This is a genomic window from Hyphomicrobiales bacterium (genome assembly GCA_002869065.1).
Lineage (GTDB): Bacteria > Pseudomonadota > Alphaproteobacteria > Rhizobiales > Rhodobiaceae > Rhodobium.
In genome coordinates this window covers 309,947-326,675 of record PKTR01000004.1, presented here as the reverse complement: position 1 = coordinate 326,675, position 16,729 = coordinate 309,947, and the positions used below count along the sequence as shown (strand labels likewise).

31 protein-coding genes are annotated in these 16,729 nt (G+C 61.9%); 29 read left to right on the top strand and 2 right to left on the bottom strand.

The window, feature by feature from the left end; all coding sequences use genetic code 11:
• The 28 genes from C0606_14050 to C0606_13915 form a co-directional block, all read left to right on the top strand.
• Positions 1–100 (top strand): hypothetical protein (locus C0606_14050; GenBank protein ID PLX36916.1); only part of this gene is annotated, 100 nt, incomplete at its 5' end.
• Between the two features lie 66 nt (positions 101–166).
• A complete protein-coding gene (locus C0606_14045; GenBank protein ID PLX36947.1) occupies positions 167–475 on the top strand; it encodes a 30S ribosomal protein S10 in 309 nt (102 codons plus the stop codon).
• A gap of 26 nt (positions 476–501) precedes the next feature.
• Positions 502–1,218, top strand: a complete 717-nt coding sequence (locus C0606_14040; GenBank protein PLX36915.1) for a 50S ribosomal protein L3 — start codon at positions 502–504, stop codon at positions 1,216–1,218.
• Positions 1,218–1,838, top strand: coding sequence for a 50S ribosomal protein L4 (locus C0606_14035; GenBank protein PLX36914.1), 621 nt, complete (start codon positions 1,218–1,220; stop codon positions 1,836–1,838). Before C0606_14040 ends, C0606_14035 begins: the two co-directional genes overlap by 1 nt.
• Positions 1,835–2,128 carry a 50S ribosomal protein L23 gene (locus tag C0606_14030; protein PLX36913.1) on the top strand — a complete coding sequence of 98 codons (294 nt, stop codon included), beginning with the start codon at positions 1,835–1,837 and terminating at the stop codon, positions 2,126–2,128. Before C0606_14035 ends, C0606_14030 begins: the two co-directional genes overlap by 4 nt.
• A 15-nt stretch (positions 2,129–2,143) precedes the next feature.
• Entirely contained in the window at positions 2,144–2,977 is an 834-nt protein-coding gene (locus C0606_14025; GenBank protein ID PLX36912.1) for a 50S ribosomal protein L2, read from the top strand.
• 14 nt (positions 2,978–2,991) lie between these two features.
• Positions 2,992–3,270, top strand: coding sequence for a 30S ribosomal protein S19 (locus C0606_14020; GenBank protein ID PLX36911.1), 279 nt, complete (start codon positions 2,992–2,994; stop codon positions 3,268–3,270).
• Positions 3,271–3,272: 2 nt separating this feature from the next.
• Positions 3,273–3,653, top strand: a complete 381-nt coding sequence (locus tag C0606_14015) for a 50S ribosomal protein L22 (protein ID PLX36910.1) — start codon at positions 3,273–3,275, stop codon at positions 3,651–3,653.
• Positions 3,653–4,375 carry a 30S ribosomal protein S3 gene (locus C0606_14010; GenBank protein ID PLX36909.1) on the top strand — a complete coding sequence of 241 codons (723 nt, stop codon included), beginning with the start codon at positions 3,653–3,655 and terminating at the stop codon, positions 4,373–4,375. Before C0606_14015 ends, C0606_14010 begins: the two co-directional genes overlap by 1 nt.
• 43 nt (positions 4,376–4,418) lie before the next feature.
• On the top strand, positions 4,419–4,832 hold the full coding sequence (locus C0606_14005) for a 50S ribosomal protein L16 (protein PLX36908.1): 414 nt from the start codon (positions 4,419–4,421) through the stop codon (positions 4,830–4,832).
• Between the two features lie 25 nt (positions 4,833–4,857).
• Complete coding sequence (locus tag C0606_14000; protein ID PLX36907.1) at positions 4,858–5,058, top strand: 50S ribosomal protein L29; 201 nt, start codon at positions 4,858–4,860, stop codon at positions 5,056–5,058.
• A gap of 12 nt (positions 5,059–5,070) precedes the next feature.
• Positions 5,071–5,319, top strand: coding sequence for a 30S ribosomal protein S17 (locus C0606_13995; protein ID PLX36906.1), 249 nt, complete (start codon positions 5,071–5,073; stop codon positions 5,317–5,319).
• 66 nt (positions 5,320–5,385) lie between these two features.
• The gene (locus tag C0606_13990; GenBank protein ID PLX36905.1) at positions 5,386–5,754 is read left to right on the top strand and encodes a 50S ribosomal protein L14; all 369 of its coding nucleotides are present in this window, start codon (positions 5,386–5,388) and stop codon (positions 5,752–5,754) included.
• A complete protein-coding gene (locus tag C0606_13985; GenBank protein ID PLX36904.1) occupies positions 5,754–6,071 on the top strand; it encodes a 50S ribosomal protein L24 in 318 nt (105 codons plus the stop codon). Before C0606_13990 ends, C0606_13985 begins: the two co-directional genes overlap by 1 nt.
• A complete protein-coding gene (locus C0606_13980) occupies positions 6,064–6,621 on the top strand; it encodes a 50S ribosomal protein L5 (protein PLX36903.1) in 558 nt (185 codons plus the stop codon). The genes C0606_13985 and C0606_13980 overlap by 8 nt, the downstream gene beginning before the upstream one ends.
• 29 nt (positions 6,622–6,650) lie before the next feature.
• Complete coding sequence (locus tag C0606_13975) at positions 6,651–6,956, top strand: 30S ribosomal protein S14 (GenBank protein PLX36902.1); 306 nt, start codon at positions 6,651–6,653, stop codon at positions 6,954–6,956.
• Between the two features lie 13 nt (positions 6,957–6,969).
• The gene (locus C0606_13970) at positions 6,970–7,368 is read left to right on the top strand and encodes a 30S ribosomal protein S8 (GenBank protein PLX36901.1); all 399 of its coding nucleotides are present in this window, start codon (positions 6,970–6,972) and stop codon (positions 7,366–7,368) included.
• 46 nt (positions 7,369–7,414) lie between these two features.
• The gene (locus tag C0606_13965; GenBank protein PLX36900.1) at positions 7,415–7,951 is read left to right on the top strand and encodes a 50S ribosomal protein L6; all 537 of its coding nucleotides are present in this window, start codon (positions 7,415–7,417) and stop codon (positions 7,949–7,951) included.
• Positions 7,952–7,963: 12 nt separating this feature from the next.
• Positions 7,964–8,320 carry a 50S ribosomal protein L18 gene (locus C0606_13960; GenBank protein PLX36899.1) on the top strand — a complete coding sequence of 119 codons (357 nt, stop codon included), beginning with the start codon at positions 7,964–7,966 and terminating at the stop codon, positions 8,318–8,320.
• A gap of 38 nt (positions 8,321–8,358) precedes the next feature.
• On the top strand, positions 8,359–8,916 hold the full coding sequence (locus C0606_13955; protein ID PLX36898.1) for a 30S ribosomal protein S5: 558 nt from the start codon (positions 8,359–8,361) through the stop codon (positions 8,914–8,916).
• Between the two features lie 41 nt (positions 8,917–8,957).
• The gene (locus C0606_13950; protein ID PLX36897.1) at positions 8,958–9,146 is read left to right on the top strand and encodes a 50S ribosomal protein L30; all 189 of its coding nucleotides are present in this window, start codon (positions 8,958–8,960) and stop codon (positions 9,144–9,146) included.
• Positions 9,147–9,173: 27 nt separating this feature from the next.
• Positions 9,174–9,647 (top strand): 50S ribosomal protein L15, encoded by a 474-nt coding sequence (locus C0606_13945; protein ID PLX36896.1) that lies wholly within the window; start codon positions 9,174–9,176, stop codon positions 9,645–9,647.
• 60 nt (positions 9,648–9,707) lie between these two features.
• Positions 9,708–11,039, top strand: coding sequence for a preprotein translocase subunit SecY (locus tag C0606_13940; GenBank protein ID PLX36895.1), 1,332 nt, complete (start codon positions 9,708–9,710; stop codon positions 11,037–11,039).
• Positions 11,036–11,614, top strand: a complete 579-nt coding sequence (locus C0606_13935) for an adenylate kinase (GenBank protein ID PLX36894.1) — start codon at positions 11,036–11,038, stop codon at positions 11,612–11,614. Before C0606_13940 ends, C0606_13935 begins: the two co-directional genes overlap by 4 nt.
• Before the next feature lie 185 nt (positions 11,615–11,799).
• Positions 11,800–12,168, top strand: coding sequence for a 30S ribosomal protein S13 (locus C0606_13930; protein PLX36893.1), 369 nt, complete (start codon positions 11,800–11,802; stop codon positions 12,166–12,168).
• A 69-nt stretch (positions 12,169–12,237) separates the two neighbouring features.
• A complete protein-coding gene (locus C0606_13925; GenBank protein PLX36892.1) occupies positions 12,238–12,627 on the top strand; it encodes a 30S ribosomal protein S11 in 390 nt (129 codons plus the stop codon).
• Positions 12,628–12,742: 115 nt separating this feature from the next.
• Complete coding sequence (locus C0606_13920; GenBank protein ID PLX36891.1) at positions 12,743–13,771, top strand: DNA-directed RNA polymerase subunit alpha; 1,029 nt, start codon at positions 12,743–12,745, stop codon at positions 13,769–13,771.
• Between the two features lie 79 nt (positions 13,772–13,850).
• Positions 13,851–14,273 (top strand): 50S ribosomal protein L17, encoded by a 423-nt coding sequence (locus tag C0606_13915; protein PLX36890.1) that lies wholly within the window; start codon positions 13,851–13,853, stop codon positions 14,271–14,273.
• Between the two features lie 111 nt (positions 14,274–14,384).
• Here the strand turns inward: C0606_13915 and C0606_13910 are convergent, their stop codons facing one another.
• Together C0606_13910 and C0606_13905 are read right to left on the bottom strand one after the other, a co-directional pair.
• On the bottom strand, positions 14,385–14,816 hold the full coding sequence (locus tag C0606_13910; GenBank protein ID PLX36889.1) for a hypothetical protein: 432 nt from the start codon (positions 14,814–14,816) through the stop codon (positions 14,385–14,387).
• A 100-nt stretch (positions 14,817–14,916) separates the two neighbouring features.
• Positions 14,917–16,134: an ornithine decarboxylase gene (locus tag C0606_13905; GenBank protein PLX36888.1), complete on the bottom strand. Its 1,218-nt coding sequence runs from the start codon at positions 16,132–16,134 to the stop codon at positions 14,917–14,919.
• 139 nt (positions 16,135–16,273) lie between these two features.
• On the opposite strand from C0606_13905, the gene C0606_13900 reads away from it, so the two are divergent.
• A complete protein-coding gene (locus C0606_13900; GenBank protein PLX36887.1) occupies positions 16,274–16,708 on the top strand; it encodes an AsnC family transcriptional regulator in 435 nt (144 codons plus the stop codon).
• Positions 16,709–16,729: the final 21 nt, after the last annotated feature.

Here is a 16,729-nt window from a genome sequence, read left to right as displayed (position 1 = left end):
GCTGATCGTGCCGATCGCGATGGAAGAGAAGCTTCGCTTCGCCATCCGCGAAGGCGGTCGGACCGTCGGCGCCGGCGTCGTCGCTCAAATCATCGAGTAAATTGGATTAAGGCCGGGACGGCGCTCCCAATTGGGCGCCGACACCCTGCCGATCGAGGGATCGGACATGAACGGTCAGAATATCCGGATCCGCCTTAAGGCGTTCGACCACCGCGTTTTGGATTCGTCGACCCGCGAGATCGTGAGCACGGCCAAGCGGACGGGTGCCCAGGTGCGTGGCCCGGTTCCGCTGCCGACGCGGATTGAAAAATTCACGGTCAACCGGTCGCCGCATATCGACAAGAAGAGCCGTGAGCAGTTCGAAATTCGGACTCACAAGCGGCTTCTCGACATCGTCGACCCGACTCCGCAGACGGTCGACGCTCTGATGAAACTCGATCTCGCCGCCGGCGTTGACGTCGAGATCAAGTTGTAGGCTTTAGAGCGGGAAGGGCACGCCAGATGCGCGCAGGAGTGATCGCTCAGAAACTGGGGATGACCCGCATCTACACGGAAGCGGGGGAGCATATCCCGGTGACCGTGCTGCGGATGGACAACTGTCAGGTTGTCGGTCATCGCACGGATGAGAAAAACGGATATACGGCGCTTCAGCTGGGCGTCGGCAAAGCCAAGGCGAAGAACACGACGCGGGCCATGCGTGGCCACTTCGCGGTCGCCAAGGTCGAGCCGAAGCGCAAGCTGGCCGAATTCCGGGTTAGCCCCGACAACATGGTCGATATCGGTGCCGAGTTCACCGCCGACCACTTCGTTGTCGGACAGTATGTCGACGTCACCGGAACCTCGATCGGTAAGGGTTTTGCGGGCGCGATGAAGCGGCACAACTTCGGTGGCCTGCGGGCTTCCCACGGTGTGTCGGTCTCGCACCGCAGCCACGGTTCGACCGGTAACAACCAGGATCCCGGCAAGGTCTTCAAGGGTAAGAAGATGGCCGGCCACATGGGTTCGGAGCGTGTCACCACGCAGAACCTGGAAGTGGTGCGCACCGATGTGGAGCGCGGCCTGATCATGGTTCGTGGCGCCGTTCCGGGTTCGAAGGGCGGTTGGATCCTCATTCGCGACGCCGTCAAGAAGGCGCTGCCCGAGGGTGCCCCGATGCCGGGCAGTTTCCGTAAGGCTGACGGCGCCGAGCCGGCGGTTGCGGAGCAGGAGGCTGAGTAATGAAGCTCGACGTTAAAACTCTTGACGGCGGTAAGGCCGGTTCGATCGAGCTTGCCGATGACATCTTCGGCCTCGAGCCGCGGACCGACATCATTCACCGCGTCGTTCGCTGGCAGCTCGCCAAGCGTCGCGCCGGTACGCACAAGTCGAAGACCCGTAACGAGATCTCCCGCACCGGCAAGAAGTTCGGCCGGCAGAAGGGTGGCGGCGGTGCCCGTCACGGCGATCGCAAGTCGCCGATCTTCATCGGCGGCGGCAAGTCGTTCGGTCCGGTGGTTCGCAGCCACGAGCATGATCTTCCCAAGAAGATCCGTGCTCTCGGCCTGAAGCTGGCGCTTTCGGCCAAGGCGAAGGGCGATGCGATCATCGTGCTTGACGAAGTCAAGGCCGGCGAAGCCAAGACCAAGGATCTGCGCGAGAAGCTCGGCAAGATCGGTCTCGGCAACGCGCTGATCATCGACGGCTCGGAAATCGATACGAATTTCCGCCTCGCCGCGCGCAACATCCCGGATCTGGATGTGCTGCCGATCGAGGGTGCCAATGTGTATGACATCATGCGCCGCCAGACGCTGGTGCTGACCAAGGCGGCCGTGGCGGCTCTCGAGGAGCGGTTCAAATGACCAACCTCAAGCACTACGACATCATCGTTAGTCCGGTGATCACCGAAAAGTCGACCTACGCGTCGGAAGAGAACAAGGTTGTCTTCAATGTCGCGTCGACGGCTTCCAAGCCCGACATCCGGGCGGCGGTCGAGGCCCTGTTCGGGGTCAAGGTGAAGGCCGTCAACACCCAGGTCCGCAAGGGCAAGGTGAAGCGTTTCCGGGGTATCCTCGGACGGCAGTCGGACGTCAAAAAAGCGATCGTGACCCTCGAAGAAGGTCACTCGATCGACGTCACGACCGGTCTATAAAGGCGAGGCGTACCGATGGCACTGAAGAAGTTTAAACCGAACACGCCGGGCCAGCGTCAGCTGGTTCTGGTCGATCGCTCGGGACTGTGGAAGGGCAAGCCGGTCAAGTCGTTGACCGAGGGCCTGACCAAGTCGGGCGGCCGCAACAACATGGGTCGCCTTACCGCTTTCCGTAAGGGCGGCGGCCACAAGCGGACCTATCGCAAGATCGACTTCAAGCGTTTGAAGTTCGACGTTCCGGCGACGGTCGAGCGGATCGAATACGACCCCAACCGGTCGGCGTTCATCGCGCTCATCCGCTATCAGGACGACGAACTGTCCTACATCCTGGCGCCGCAGCGTCTCGCGGTTGGCGACACGGTGGTTGCGGGCAAGTCGGTCGACGTCAAGCCGGGCAATGCGATGCCGCTGTCGTCGATCCCGGTCGGCACCATCATCCACAATGTGGAGATGAAGCCGGGCAAGGGTGGCCAGATCGCGCGCGCCGCGGGTGCTTATGCACAGATCGTCGGCCGCGACCAGGGTTACACCACGCTTCGCCTGAACTCGGGTGAACAGCGTCGGGTATTCGGTGGCTGCATGGCCACTGTCGGTGCGGTGTCCAATCCGGACAACGCCAACATCAATCTTGGCAAGGCGGGTCGCAAGCGCTGGCTTGGTATTCGTCCGGTCACGCGCGGTGTGGCCATGAACCCGGTCGATCATCCGCATGGCGGTGGTGAAGGTCGCACGTCGGGTGGCCGTCATCCGGTCACGCCGTGGGGCAAGCCGACCAAGGGCAAGCGTACGCGTTCGAACAAGTCGACTGACAAGTTTATCGTGCGCAGCCGGCATGCGCGTAAGAAGTAGGAGAGGGTAGGCACGTGGCACGTTCGATCTGGAAAGGTCCGTTCGTCGACGGATACCTCCTCAAGAAGGCTGAGAAGGTTCGCGCGTCGGGTCGCAATGAAATTATCAAGATGTGGAGCCGTCGCTCAACGATCCTGCCGCAGTTCGTCGGCCTGACGTTTGGCGTTTACAACGGTCAGAAGCACATTCCGGTTCTGGTTTCGGAAGACATGGTCGGACACAAGTTCGGCGAATTCGCTCCGTCCCGGACCTATTACGGCCATGCCGCCGACAAGAAGGCTCGGAGGAAGTAGCGATGGGCAAGGCGAAAAGCGAGCGCGCACTCGCTGATAACGAAGCGCGCGCTGTCTGCCGGATGCTGCGGGTCAGCCCGCAGAAGCTCAATCTGGTCGCAGCCATGATCCGTGGCAAGAAGGTCGAGCGGGCTCTGTCCGACCTGGCGTTCTCGCGCAAACGGATTGCCGCCGATGTCCGCAAGACGCTGGAATCGGCAATCGCGAACGCGGAAAACAACCACCAGCTCGACGTTGACTCGCTGGTGGTTTCTGAAGCGCACGTTGGCAAGGCGCTGGTGATGAAGCGGTGGGAGCCTCGGGCTCGCGGTCGTATCGGCCGGATCCAGAAGCCGTTTTCGAACCTGACGATTGTTGTGCGCGAAGTCGAGGAGACCGCCTGATGGGCCAGAAAGTCAACCCGATCGGCCTGCGGCTGGGCATCAACCGGACCTGGGACTCGCGTTGGTACGCGGACAAGAGCGAATATGGTTCGCTGCTCAAGGAAGACATGGCGATCCGTTCGTTCCTGCAGAAGAAGCTGAAGCAGGCCGGCATTTCCAAGGTCGTCATCGAGCGTCCGCATCGCAAGTGCCGTGTGACCATTCACACCGCGCGTCCGGGTATCGTGATCGGCAAGAAGGGCGCGGACATCGAGGTCCTGCGCCGCAAGCTGAGCACCATGACGTCGTCGGAAGTGCACCTCAACATCGTTGAAGTGCGCAAGCCTGAAATCGACGCCAACCTGGTTGCCGCTTCGATCTCCCAGCAGCTCGAGCGCCGTGTGGCGTTCCGCCGGGCAATGAAGCGGGCCGTTCAGTCGGCCATGCGGCTCGGTGCCCAGGGTATTCGTATCAACTGCGGTGGCCGTCTCGGCGGTGCGGAAATCGCGCGCACCGAATGGTACCGCGAAGGTCGCGTTCCGCTGCATACGCTGCGTGCGGATATCGACTACGGCATGTCGACGGCGCACACCGCGTACGGCACCTGCGGCGTGAAGGTCTGGATCTTCAAGGGAGAAATCCTTGAGCATGATCCGATGGCTTCCGAGCGCCGTGCGACCGAAGGTCAGGAAAGCGGCGGTGCAGGCGGTGGTGATCGCCGGCGTGGTCGCGACGCGGCCTAAGTCCGTCCGCTGAAACGATAAAAGACGAGCGAGAGTAGGAACAATGCTGCAACCGAAGCGCACCAAGTTCCGTAAGCAGCACAAGGGCCGCATTCACGGCGTGGCCAAGGGCGGTACGGACCTGAACTTTGGCTCTTATGGCCTCAAGGCCATGGAGCCGGAACGGATCACGGCCCGTCAGATCGAGGCTGCCCGTCGTGCGATTACCCGGCACATGAAGCGTGCCGGCCGCGTGTGGATCCGCATCTTCCCGGACGTCCCGGTTTCGAAGAAGCCGACCGAAGTCCGCATGGGTAAGGGTAAGGGCACGCCGGAATACTGGGCGGCACGGGTCAAGCCGGGCCGGATCGTGTTCGAAATCGACGGTGTCGCCGAGCCGATCGCCCGCGAGGCGCTGCGTCTGGGTGCCGCCAAGTTGCCGATCCGTACGCGGTTCGTGCAGCGCATCGCCGAATAGGCGAGAGAGATACGAGGGTAGAGCCATGAAGGCGAGTGACGTCAAGGCGATGTCCGTTGACCAGCTGTCCGATGAACTCGGAAAGCTGAAGAAGGAGCAGTTCAACCTGCGCTTTCAGCGGGCAACGGGCCAGCTCGAGAACACCGCGCGAGTCCGGCAGGTGCGCCGCGATATCGCCCGGATCAAAACTGTTTTGAACGAAAAGAGCGTGGCTCAGAGCGCGTAACGGAGAATTGAGATGCCGAAGCGCCTATTGCAGGGCGTCGTGGTTAGCGACAAAGCCGACAAGACAGTGGTGATCCGTGTGGAACGTCGTTTCACGCACCCGCTGTTCAAGAAAACCGTGCGCCGGTCCAAGAAGTACCATGCGCACGATGCGGAAAACCGGTTCAAGGTCGGCGATATGGTGCTGATCGAAGAGAGCCGTCCGATGTCGAAGACGAAACGCTGGGTCGTTGTCGGCCCGGTCGGTGCGGCTGCGGACTAAAAAACAGGGACACCGGATCCTCGCTGGCCGTAAGGCGAGTGGTCCGAAAAGACGAGGCGGCCAGTCATGATTCAGATGCAAACAAACCTCGACGTCGCGGATAACTCCGGTGCGCGTCGTGTCATGTGCATCAAGGTGCTCGGTGGCTCCAAGCGCAAGTATGCGAGCGTCGGCGATGTCATCGTGGTGAGCGTGAAAGAAGCGACGCCGCGTGGGCGCGTCAAAAAGGGACAGGTGATGAAGGCCGTCGTGGTTCGTACCGCGAAGGACATCCGCCGCCCGGACGGTTCCGTCATTCGCTTCGACCGCAACGCCGCGGTGCTTGTGGACAACAAGAGCGAGCCGGTCGGCACGCGCATCTTCGGCCCCGTGCCGCGTGAGTTGCGCGCCAAGCGGCACATGAAGATCATTTCGCTTGCGCCGGAGGTGTTGTGATGGCGGCGAAAATCAAAAAGGGCGACAACGTCGTCGTTCTCGCCGGTCGCGACAAAGGTCGCACCGGAGAGGTCATCAAGGTGATTCCGGATGAGAACCGCGCGCTCGTTCGCGGCGTGAACATGGTTCGCCGGCATCAGCGTCAGACCGCGCAGACCGAAGGCGGGATCATCTCCAAGGAGGCCCCGATCCACCTTTCCAATCTCGCGGTCGCCGATCCCAAGGACGGCAAGCCGAGCCGGATCGGTTTCAAGGAACTCAACGACGGGCGGAAGGTTCGTTTCGCCAAGCGTTCGGGAGAAGTGGTCGATGGCTGAGGTTGCTTACGAGCCGCGGCTCAAGAAGGTCTACAACGACGTTATCCGTGAGAAGATGGTCGAAGAGTTCGGCTATGCGAACCCGATGCAGGTTCCGAAGCTCGACAAGATCGTTCTCAACATCGGTGTCGGTGAGGCCGTCAACGATTCAAAGAAGGTCCAGTCGGCTGCGAACGACCTGGAACTGATCGCTGGCCAGAAGCCGGTGGTGACCCGCGCACGTACGTCGATCGCGACGTTCAAGCTGCGCGAAGGGATGCCGATCGGCGCCAAGGTCACGCTGCGCAAGGTGCGTATGTTCGAGTTTCTTGACCGCCTGGTCACGATCGCGCTGCCGCGTGTTCGCGACTTCCGCGGCCTGAACCCGAAGAGTTTCGACGGGCGCGGCAACTACGCGCTTGGAATCAAGGAACATATCGTGTTCCCGGAGATCAACTACGACAAGGTCGATCAGATCTGGGGCATGGATATCGTGGTCTGCACGACGGCGAATACGGACGATGAAGCGCGGGCTCTGCTGCGTGCGTTCAATTTCCCGTTCCGGGCCTGATACAGACTTTTGCGACGAGGCAAAAAGCAATGGCGAAGAAAAGCGCAGTCCAGAAGAACGAGCGGCGTCGGAAGCTGGTGGCGAAGTACGCTGCCAAGCGCGCTGAGCTGAAGGCGGCGGCGAAGGATGAATCGCTTCCCCTGGAAGAGCGGTTCAAAGCTCGTCTGAAACTGGCTGAGTTGCCGCGCAACTCTTCCAAGACGCGCATCCGCAACCGGTGTGAAGTCAGCGGACGTCCGCGTGGTTTCTATCGCAAGCTGAAGATGTCGCGTGTCGCACTGCGCGAGCTCGGGGGGCATGGCCTCATCCCGGGTATGGTTAAGTCGAGCTGGTAAGGAGATCGGCGCTATGGTGATGACCGATCCGTTGGGCGATATGCTGACCCGGATTCGCAACGCGCAGATGCGCAAGCATTCCAAGGTTGTTTCGCCCTCGTCACGCCTTCGGGTTCGGGTGCTGGATGTGCTCCAGTCCGAAGGCTACATTCGCGGCTACTCTGAAGTCGATTACGGCAGTGGCCGGTCTGAGCTTGAGATCGAGCTCAAGTATTTCGACGGTGAGCCGGTGATCCGGGAAATCGAACGTGTTTCGAAGCCTGGTCGTCGGGTTTATGCCTCGGTGAAGAATATTCCGCGGGTCTCCAACGGCCTCGGCGTGTCGATCCTGTCGACCCCGAAGGGCGTCATGGCCGACCACGAAGCGCGGGAACAGAATGTCGGCGGCGAGGTTTTGTGCCGCATCTTCTGATGCATGGCGCACACTCGACGGCTGAAGAACGGACAGGTTGAGAACAATGTCTCGTATTGGCAAGAAACCGGTAGCGGTTCCCGGCGGGGTCACTGCGAATATCGACGGGCAGATGGTGTCCGTGAAGGGTCCGAAGGGCGAATTGTCCTTCGCCGTGAGCGACCTCTGCTCGGTCGAGATGGGCGACGACGGCATTGCCGTGCAGCCGCGCGACGCCGAAGATCAGAAGTCCCGCGCTATGTGGGGCATGTCGCGGACGATGATCGCGAATATCCTGACCGGCGTGTCGGAAGGGTTCACCAAGAACCTGGAGATCACCGGTGTCGGTTACCGCGCCGCCGTCCAGGGCAAGAACCTGCAGCTCGCGCTCGGTTTCAGCCACGATGTGCTCTATCCGATCCCGGAAGGCATCCAGATCGCCTGCGCCAAGCCGACGGAGATCTCGGTCACGGGTATCGACAAGCAGCGTGTTGGACAGGTTGCGGCCGAGATCCGCAAGTTCCGTCCGCCGGAGCCCTACAAGGGCAAGGGCGTTCGCTATGCGGGCGAATACATCGTCCGTAAGGAAGGCAAGAAGAAGTAACGGGTGCGGATCATGGCCAATAACAAATTCTCTCGGCGCCGCGATCGCGTTCGGCGCAAACTGGTAAAGGTCGGAAACGGTCGGGTTCGCCTGAGTGTTCACCGGTCTTCCAAGAACATCTATGCGCAGGTCATCGACGACGTTGCGGGGCGCACCATTGCGTCCGCCTCGACGCTCGAAAAGAGCCTGCGGGAATCGCTGAAGACCGGCGCCGACAGTGCCGCGGCTGCGGCGGTTGGCAAGCTGGTTGCCGAGCGGGCAGGGGAAGCCGGTGTCAAGCAGGTCGTTTTCGACCGCGGTGGCCGCATCTACCATGGCCGCATCAAGGCGCTCGCCGACGCCGCGCGTGAAGCCGGCCTGGACTTCTAGGGTTTCGGCATAGCCGATCAGAACGACGGAAGAATTCGATGGCAAGACAGGACAATCGGGACAGCCGCGACGATCGCGATAGCGAATTCGTTGACAAGCTCGTTCACATCAACCGTGTGGCCAAGGTGGTGAAGGGCGGTCGGCGTTTCGGCTTTGCCGCACTCGTCGTCGTCGGCGACCAGAAGGGCCGTGTCGGTTTCGGTCACGGTAAGGCGCGTGAAGTGCCGGAAGCGATCCGCAAGGCGACGGAAGCCGCCAAGCGGACGATGATCCGTGTTCCGCTGCGCGAAGGCCGTACGCTGCATCACGACGTCGAGGGCCGTCATGGCGCCGGTCGCGTGATCCTGCGCGCCGCCCCTCCGGGCACCGGCATCATCGCCGGCGGTCCGATGCGTGCCGTCTTCGAAACGCTGGGTATGCAGGACGTCGTGGCGAAGTCGCTCGGCACCTCCAACCCGTACAACATGGTCCGCGCCACCTTCGATGCCCTCGCCAACGAGGACAGCCCGCGTTCGGTGGCCGCGCGTCGCGGTCTCAAGGTCTCGGCCTTGCAGGCTCGCCGTCGTGACCTGGTCGATACCACCGTCGAGGGTTGATCCGAACACTCGGCGTCACCAGTTTATCGGGGAACGAGCCAATGGCTGAGAACAAGAAAACCGTTACGGTCGAGCAGATCGGCAGCCCGATCCGCCGTCCGAAGGACCAGCGCGCGACCCTCGTCGGCCTTGGTCTGAACAAGATGCATCGCCGGCGTACGCTGGTCGATACGCCCGAGGTGCGCGGCATGATCGCCAAGGTGCAGCACCTGGTGCGGGTCGTGGAATAATCGCCGCAGGCAGGCAGGATTAGAACGATGAAGCTCAACGATCTGAGAGACAACGAAGGCGCGGCCAAGACCGGCAAGCGCATCGGCCGCGGCTACGGCTCGGGCAAGGGCAAGACCGGCGGACGCGGCGTCAAGGGCCAGAAGTCCCGTACCGGTGTGGCCATCAAGGGCTTCGAGGGCGGCCAGATGCCGTTGCATCGTCGCCTGCCGAAGCGCGGTTTCAACAACATTTTCGCCAAGTCCTTCAACGTGGTCAGCATCGGCCGCGTTCAGCAGGCGATCGATGCGGGCAAGCTCGATGCCAAGGCCGTTGTGACGGCCGAGGCGCTCAAGGCTGCCGGTGTCGTGCGTCGCCTCAAGGACGGTGTTCGCCTGCTCGCCGACGGCGAGATCAAGGCGGCGGTGACCTTCGAAATCGCCGGGGCCTCCAAGGCGGCCATCGATGCGGTCGAGAAGGCCGGCGGCAAGGTTACGGTTGCCACTGTCGAATCGGCGGAGTAACCGTTCGGCCGCGGTGGACCCGTGCAACGACCATCGCTTCATCGTTAAGCGGAGACGGACATGGCATCGGCGGCAGAGCAACTTGCAGCGAACATCAACTTTGGCGCGTTCGCCAAGGCGGAAGATCTCAAGAAGCGCATCTGGTTCACACTGGGTGCGCTGATTGTCTATCGGCTGGGTACTTACCTGCCGCTGCCGGGCATCAACCCGGATGCGCTGCAGCAGGCGTTCCAGGCCAACCAGTCCGGCATCCTCGGAATGGTCAACATGTTCTCCGGTGGCGCGGTCGGCCGTATGGCGATCTTTGCGCTCGGGATCATGCCCTACATCTCGGCTTCGATCATCATTCAGCTGCTGACCAGCGTGGTTCCCTCGCTCGAGCAGTTGAAGAAGGAAGGCGAGCAGGGCCGCAAGACTATCAACCAGTACACCCGCTACGGTACGGTCGTTCTGTCGGTTTTCCAGGCGTATGGCATTGCGGTCGGTCTGGAGGGCGCAGGGCAGATCGTGGCCGATCCGGGCTGGTTCTTCCGCGTTTCGACGGTCATTACGTTGACCGGCGGCACCATGTTCCTGATGTGGCTCGGCGAGCAGATCACCTCGCGCGGCATCGGCAACGGCATTTCTCTGATCATCTTCTCGGGCATCGTGGCCGGTCTGCCGGGCGCGCTTGCCGGTACGCTTGAACTCGGCCGTCAGGGTGCGCTGTCAACGGTGATCATCCTGGCGATTCTCATTCTTTCGGTCGCTGTCATCGCGTTCATCGTGTTCGTTGAGCGGGCGCAGCGCCGGCTTCTGATCCAGTATCCGAAGCGTCAGGTCGGTAACAAGATGATGGAAGGCCAGTCCTCCCATCTGCCGTTGAAACTCAATACGGCCGGCGTGATTCCACCGATCTTCGCCTCGTCGCTGCTGCTGATTCCGGCAACCGTCGCGAATTTCTCGCAGGGGCAGGGGCCCGACTGGATGGTGACGATCACGTCGCTGCTCGGCCGCGGTCAGCCGCTGTTCCTGGCGTTCTACGCGGGCCTTATCCTGTTCTTCGCCTTCTTCTACACCGCGATTGTCTTCAATCCGACGGATACCGCAGACAATCTGAAGAAGCATGGCGGCTTCATTCCGGGTATCCGCCCGGGTGAACGCACTGCACAATATATCGACTATGTGCTGACTCGGATCACCGTTATCGGTGCCATATACCTCGTAGCTGTCTGTTTGTTGCCGGAGTTCCTCATTTCGGCGACGGGCGTTCCCTTCTATTTCGGCGGCACTTCCCTGCTGATCGTCGTAAGCGTTACCATGGACACGGTGTCGCAGGTCCAGGGGCATTTGCTGGCGCATCAGTATGAAGGGCTCGTCAAGAAGGCGAAGCTGCGAGGGAGACGTAGATGAACATAATTCTTCTCGGACCTCCGGGGAGTGGCAAAGGAACCCAGGCAGTACGCCTCGTCGAGAAATTCGGAATTATCCAGTTGTCGACGGGTGAGATGCTGCGCAAGGCCGGCGCCGAAGGCACGCAGATCGGACTGCGTGCCAAGGAGGTAATGGACCGCGGCGAACTGGTTCCCGACTCGATTGTGGTGGGAATCGTCGCCGATCGGATCGCCGAGCCGGATTGTGCCAACGGATTCATCCTTGATGGGTTTCCGCGGACGATCAATCAGGCCGAATCCTTCGATCATCTGCTCGAAGATCGTGGCCTGAAGCTGGACGCGGTTGTCCTTCTCGACGTTGCCGACGAGATCCTGCTGAGCCGGATCGAGAAACGCGCGAAGGAAACCGGTGGTGCTCGTGCCGACGACAATGCCGAGACGCTGAAGAAGCGACTCGACGTCTACCACGCCCAGACCCAGCCGCTGATCGGCTTCTACCGGGAAAAGGGTGTGCTGCGGACAATCGACGGCAGCCAGGACCCGGCGACCGTCGCCACGGAGGTCGCCGCGATTCTCGAGGCGGCGAAGGATTAACGGTTCGCGAGGAAGCTGTTGACGCGGCCCTCGTGAATCCGGTATGAACCGGCACGAATTCGCGACAAAGAAGCGGTCGGCGCCGGGAACAGTTGTGCCCGGGCCGATCGATTTGTGTTTGGTCTCGCGACACGGGAAATTAGGGGCAGCCCTGCGAAGGGGAGCCCGCGAGAGGAGAGACGAGAGTGGCTCGTATAGCTGGCGTCAATATTCCGACGAACAAGCGGGCGGTGATTGCTCTGCAGTACATTCACGGCATCGGTCCGAAGAAGGCGCAGGAAATCATCGAAAAGGTCAACATTGAGCCGCAGCGCCGGGTCAATGAGCTGTCCGACTCCGAGGTTCTACAGATCCGCGAAGTGATCGATCGTGATTTCATCGTGGAAGGCGACCTTCGTCGTGAAGTTGCCATGAACATCAAGCGGCTGATGGATCTCGGCTGCTATCGCGGTCTGCGCCATCGTCGCAGCCTGCCGGTGCGCGGTCAGCGGACCCACACCAACGCGCGGACCCGCAAGGGCCCGGCCAAGCCGATTGCCGGCAAGAAGAAGTAATTCGAAGGGTTTTCCTTTCGGTGGAGCCGCTGGAACTACGGCGGTGTAGAGATCGGAGTACATTGAAATATGGCTAAGGACGCGCAGCGTATTCGCCGACGCGAACGTAAGAACATCACATCGGGCGTGGCCCATGTGAGCTCGACGTTCAACAACACCATGATCACCATCACCGACGCGCAGGGCAATGCGATTTCCTGGGCGACGGCCGGTGGAATGGGTTTCAAGGGCTCGCGCAAGTCGACCCCGTATGCTGCCCAGCTTGCTGCCGAAAGCGCCGCCAAGAAGGCGATGGAACACGGCATGAAGACCCTTGAGGTCGAAGTGCGCGGCCCGGGTTCGGGTCGTGAGTCGGCGCTGCGGGCGCTGCAGGCCGCTGGCTTCACGATCACGTCGATCCGTGACGTCACGCCGATCCCGCACAATGGCTGCCGGCCGCGCAAGCGTCGCCGCGTCTAACGGTTTTGGGTCGCGGGGGTTCAGGGACTCCCGCTCACGGCGTGAGCCGGTGCGTATCGACCGCGGCGGGTCTGGTTCGGCACCGGTGGGGCCTCATCGATAGTTCAGAAAGGGTATGATCGTGGTCATCCAGAAAAACTGGCAGGAATTGATCAAGCCCAACAAGCTCGACGTTAAGCCGGGGTTCGATCCGAAGCGGACCGCGACGATCGTCGCCGAGCCGCTCGAACGCGGTTTTGGTCTGACGCTCGGCAATGCGCTGCGCCGGATCCTTCTTTCGTCGCTGCAGGGTGCGGCCGTTACGGCCGTTCAGATTGACGGCGTTCTGCACGAGTTCTCGTCGATCGCGGGCGTTCGCGAAGACGTCACGGACATCATCCTCAACGTCAAGGAAGTCGCGCTGAAGATGGTCGGTGACGGCCCGAAGCGCATGACGCTGCGCAAGCAGGGTCCGGGCACCGTCGTTGCCGGCGATATCCAGGTGATCGGCGATATCGAGGTGCTCAATCCCGAGCTGGTGCTGTGCACTCTCGACGATGGCGCCGAGATCCGCATGGAATTCACGGTCGACACCGGCAAGGGCTATGTCACCGCGGATCGCAACCGGCCGGAAGACGCGCCGGTCGGCCTGATCCCCGTCGACTCGCTGTATTCGCCGGTTCGCAAGGTTTCGTATCGTATCGAGAACACCCGTGAGGGCCAGGTTCTCGATTACGACAAGCTGACGCTGACGGTGGAAACGGACGGCTCGATCTCGCCGGAAGACGCGGTCGCTTATGCGGCGCGGATCCTGCAGGATCAGCTCTCGATCTTCGTCAACTTCGAAGAGCCGAGCAAGGAAGTGAAGGAAGAGCAGGTTCCCGAGCTCGCCTTCAACCCGGCGCTGCTCAAGAAGGTGGACGAGCTCGAACTGTCGGTGCGTTCGGCGAACTGCCTGAAGAACGACAACATCGTCTATATCGGCGACCTGATCCAGAAGTCCGAGGCGGAAATGCTCCGCACCCCGAACTTCGGCCGCAAGTCGCTGAATGAGATCAAGGAAGTTCTGGCGCAGATGGGCCTCCATCTGGGTATGGAAGTCGCCAACTGGCCGCCGGAGAACATCGAAGAGCTCGCGAAGCGTTACGAGGATCACCATTATTGATCCCGCACGTCTAGCGGATTGAGGGTAACTGGGCCGGTCGCTGAACGGGGCGCCGGAGAAGAAGAAGAGGAACAGAGCCATGCGCCACGCCAATCGAGGCCGCAAGCTCAATCGGACCGCGAGCCATCGCAAGGCGATGTTTGCCAACATGGCCGCGTCGCTGATCAAGCATGAGCAGATCGTGACCACCCTGCCGAAGGCGAAGGAACTGCGTCCGATCGTCGAGAAGCTCGTGACGCTCGCCAAGCGCGGCGACCTGCATGCCCGCCGTCAGGCGGTCAGCCGGACCCGCGACGAAGCGATGGTCAAGAAGCTGTTCGACGTTCTCGGCCCGCGCTACGCCGAACGTGAAGGCGGTTACATCCGCGTTCTCAAGGCGGGCTTCCGCTACGGCGACAACGCGCCGATGGCCGTGATCGAGTTCGTCGATCGCGATCCGGAGGCCAAGGGTCTCGACTCGGGTCCGACTGCCGAAGCTGTCGCCGAAGAAGAAGCCGCGTAATCGGGCTGTTCGGCTTCGCCGACGAGCCTGCGCTGGAAATGAATTCGCCGCCGTCCCGGGCTGTCCGGGGCGGCGGCGTTTTGCGTTCGTGAAAGCGTTTTTCCGCGGCAGCTATTTGAAAGCCTTGCCGTCCCAGCGGATGATGAATTCGCGGAAGTCGTGTGTCATCGTCTTGATGTTCGGCGGGGATTCATCGTCGACCTCGACGCCGATGCTGAGCGCCTCGTCGACCTTTTTCAATTTGCGCCCATCGTTCACGTAGAACAGCACGGAGCAGGCTCGCACGCCGCAAAAACCGCTGCGGGTCATCTCGCCGGTGCATTCGATGCCGCCGTGGTCGATGATCAGATCGGTGCGGCCATTTCCGGTCAGGTCGGTTTCAAACACGCCCTCTGCCAGCATCCTGCCGGAGCGGCCGTCGCAGGCCTCCTTGATCTGTTCCTTGATCAGCCTGACGGCATTTTTCGAATAGGCGGCGGCAGGTACGCTCGCGACGAGCGAAACAGCCAGTGCGGCGGATATCGTCTTCAGATACGAGCCCATTGCGGCCTCCCCATGAATTTCCCGCGTGATCCTATGCCCGGTTGCGGGCAAGGATCAATGCGCGAGAAGGGGAGGCGATGGTGCGCAGAGCGGCCGCGGTTCAGGCGGGAAACAGGATCCTGTCAACGCCGACCGTCTCGTGGCCACCATAGCCGTTGAAGCCGGTGGTGGTGCTGATGCCGTAGGCGCCGACCAGGCCGAATTCGAGCCAGTCGCCGGGGGCGATGTTCTCGGGCAGGGCAAGCGGCATCGGCAGGACGTCGAGCGGATCGCATGTCGGTCCATAGACGCGCCGGTCGCCGGTGGTGCCGGCGAGCGGACGGGTACCGCGCCAGGCGCGCAGCGGCACTTTCAACGGCGCGGTCATGAATTCCATCAGCCCGCCGTAAATGCCGTCGTTGAGGAATACGTCGCCGTTTTCGCGCACATGCTTGACGCGGGTGAGCAACGCCATCGCGGGGGCGGCCAGCGCGCGACCGGGCTCGCAGACGAGGCGAGTCTTGTCAGCGTCGAAGGTACGGGCGAAGGCGTGCCGGATGTCGGCGAAATAGCGGTCGAGCAGGGGGGCTTCAGTGTCGGTGTAGCGCGCGGGAAAGCCGCCGCCGACATTCAGTGTGTCCGGGGTGACGCCGGCCGCGTGGGCAACGCCGGCCGCATCGAATATGAGGCCGACGAAGGCGGCCGGGTCGGTGCACTGCGATCCGGGGTGGAAGGTCAACGCTGTGCGGAAGCCTTTAGCGGCAACCGCGCCAAGCAGGGCCTTTGCGTCGTCGGGTTCGGCGCCGAACTTCGAGCGGAAATCGTGCATGGCCATGTTGCGTACCGGGCGCAGGCGCACGGAGATTTCGATGCCGCCGGGGTCGGCGATCTGCGCGGCGATTCGTTCCAGCCCGGCGAGGTCGTCGACAACTAAATGGCGGACGCCGAACTCGGTGATGGCGCGATGGATTTCGGCGTCGGAGCGGATCGGGTTGTTGTAGTGGAGCGTGGCCGTCGGGCAGATCGAGCGGACCAGCGCCATCTCGCCCGGCGAGGCGACATCGAAGGTGGTGATGCCGGCATCGACGAAGGCATGCAGCACTTCGCGCGCGGGATTCGCCTTCACCGCATAGGTGACGAGGCCGGGGAAACCGGCGCGGAAGCGGCGCGCACTTTGTTCGGCAAAACGGCGGCTGAAACAGAACAGCGGTTCGTCCGGGCAGCGGTCGGCGATCAGCGCGCCGATATCGGTATATGTCGCTGCCAGTGCGGCGGTTTCGCTACCGGATTTCCGGCCGTCAAATGGCGTCACGGTCTTCGCGCTGCCGCTTTTTCCCATCATGTTCGTGCTCCGATTCAAAAAACAGAGTTCGAAAATGTTGGAATTTTCGGACGGTTGATAGACGCTGCATCGTCGGCTTTTTGCCGAAAGATCGGTAATATGATGGTAGAGTCGGCGAAATGACGGGTGCGACATAATGGCCAAACCAACGCAACGGGATGAAGACCTGCTGGCGCTTTTGCGCGTCAACGCGCGCGAGTCGGTCGCCGCACTGGCCCGCAAGCTGGGGCTGTCGCGCTCAACGGTGCAGGACCGTCTGCGCCGGCTGGAGGAAAGCGGCGTTATCCTCGGCTATGACGTTCGGCTTGCCGAAGACAAGCGGCCGGGCGTCAGCGCGCTGGTTCTTCTCGAAGCCGAACAGCGGACCATCGCCCGCACGATCAAGGCGCTGTGCGAGATTCCCGAAGTGGAGACGGTGTACACGGTCAGCGGCCGGTTCGACCTTGCGGTGGTGGCGGCCGCGCACACGACCGGCGATCTCGACATGGTTCTCGACCACATCGTCGGGGTCGAGGGTGTCAAGCGGGCGGAGTCGTCTGTCATACTGGCGACCAAGCTGGATCGGCGTTAAACCAGTTGGTGGGGCGACGTC

What these genes read in the sequence shown, in the direction of transcription:
- C0606_13965 (PLX36900.1), top strand. Translation starts at nt 7,415, where the DNA reads ATGTCTCGTATTGGCAAGAAACCGGTAGCGGTTCCCGGCGGGGTCACT.
- C0606_13935 (PLX36894.1), top strand. Translation starts at nt 11,036, where the DNA reads ATGAACATAATTCTTCTCGGACCTCCGGGGAGTGGCAAAGGAACCCAG.
- C0606_13905 (PLX36888.1), bottom strand. Translation starts at nt 16,134, where the DNA reads ATGGGAAAAAGCGGCAGCGCGAAGACCGTGACGCCATTTGACGGCCGG.
- C0606_13945 (PLX36896.1), top strand. Translation starts at nt 9,174, where the DNA reads ATGAAGCTCAACGATCTGAGAGACAACGAAGGCGCGGCCAAGACCGGC.
- C0606_14045 (PLX36947.1), top strand. Translation starts at nt 167, where the DNA reads ATGAACGGTCAGAATATCCGGATCCGCCTTAAGGCGTTCGACCACCGC.
- C0606_14025 (PLX36912.1), top strand. Translation starts at nt 2,144, where the DNA reads ATGGCACTGAAGAAGTTTAAACCGAACACGCCGGGCCAGCGTCAGCTG.
- C0606_13940 (PLX36895.1), top strand. Translation starts at nt 9,708, where the DNA reads ATGGCATCGGCGGCAGAGCAACTTGCAGCGAACATCAACTTTGGCGCG.
- C0606_14005 (PLX36908.1), top strand. Translation starts at nt 4,419, where the DNA reads ATGCTGCAACCGAAGCGCACCAAGTTCCGTAAGCAGCACAAGGGCCGC.
- C0606_13970 (PLX36901.1), top strand. Translation starts at nt 6,970, where the DNA reads ATGGTGATGACCGATCCGTTGGGCGATATGCTGACCCGGATTCGCAAC.
- C0606_13950 (PLX36897.1), top strand. Translation starts at nt 8,958, where the DNA reads ATGGCTGAGAACAAGAAAACCGTTACGGTCGAGCAGATCGGCAGCCCG.
- C0606_13900 (PLX36887.1), top strand. Translation starts at nt 16,274, where the DNA reads ATGGCCAAACCAACGCAACGGGATGAAGACCTGCTGGCGCTTTTGCGC.
- C0606_13980 (PLX36903.1), top strand. Translation starts at nt 6,064, where the DNA reads ATGGCTGAGGTTGCTTACGAGCCGCGGCTCAAGAAGGTCTACAACGAC.
- C0606_13910 (PLX36889.1), bottom strand. Translation starts at nt 14,816, where the DNA reads ATGGGCTCGTATCTGAAGACGATATCCGCCGCACTGGCTGTTTCGCTC.
- C0606_13985 (PLX36904.1), top strand. Translation starts at nt 5,754, where the DNA reads ATGGCGGCGAAAATCAAAAAGGGCGACAACGTCGTCGTTCTCGCCGGT.
- C0606_14010 (PLX36909.1), top strand. Translation starts at nt 3,653, where the DNA reads ATGGGCCAGAAAGTCAACCCGATCGGCCTGCGGCTGGGCATCAACCGG.
- C0606_13920 (PLX36891.1), top strand. Translation starts at nt 12,743, where the DNA reads ATGATCGTGGTCATCCAGAAAAACTGGCAGGAATTGATCAAGCCCAAC.
- C0606_13915 (PLX36890.1), top strand. Translation starts at nt 13,851, where the DNA reads ATGCGCCACGCCAATCGAGGCCGCAAGCTCAATCGGACCGCGAGCCAT.
- C0606_14015 (PLX36910.1), top strand. Translation starts at nt 3,273, where the DNA reads ATGGGCAAGGCGAAAAGCGAGCGCGCACTCGCTGATAACGAAGCGCGC.
- C0606_13925 (PLX36892.1), top strand. Translation starts at nt 12,238, where the DNA reads ATGGCTAAGGACGCGCAGCGTATTCGCCGACGCGAACGTAAGAACATC.
- C0606_13955 (PLX36898.1), top strand. Translation starts at nt 8,359, where the DNA reads ATGGCAAGACAGGACAATCGGGACAGCCGCGACGATCGCGATAGCGAA.
- C0606_14030 (PLX36913.1), top strand. Translation starts at nt 1,835, where the DNA reads ATGACCAACCTCAAGCACTACGACATCATCGTTAGTCCGGTGATCACC.
- C0606_14000 (PLX36907.1), top strand. Translation starts at nt 4,858, where the DNA reads ATGAAGGCGAGTGACGTCAAGGCGATGTCCGTTGACCAGCTGTCCGAT.
- C0606_13960 (PLX36899.1), top strand. Translation starts at nt 7,964, where the DNA reads ATGGCCAATAACAAATTCTCTCGGCGCCGCGATCGCGTTCGGCGCAAA.
- C0606_13995 (PLX36906.1), top strand. Translation starts at nt 5,071, where the DNA reads ATGCCGAAGCGCCTATTGCAGGGCGTCGTGGTTAGCGACAAAGCCGAC.
- C0606_14035 (PLX36914.1), top strand. Translation starts at nt 1,218, where the DNA reads ATGAAGCTCGACGTTAAAACTCTTGACGGCGGTAAGGCCGGTTCGATC.
- C0606_13990 (PLX36905.1), top strand. Translation starts at nt 5,386, where the DNA reads ATGATTCAGATGCAAACAAACCTCGACGTCGCGGATAACTCCGGTGCG.
- C0606_14040 (PLX36915.1), top strand. Translation starts at nt 502, where the DNA reads ATGCGCGCAGGAGTGATCGCTCAGAAACTGGGGATGACCCGCATCTAC.
- C0606_13975 (PLX36902.1), top strand. Translation starts at nt 6,651, where the DNA reads ATGGCGAAGAAAAGCGCAGTCCAGAAGAACGAGCGGCGTCGGAAGCTG.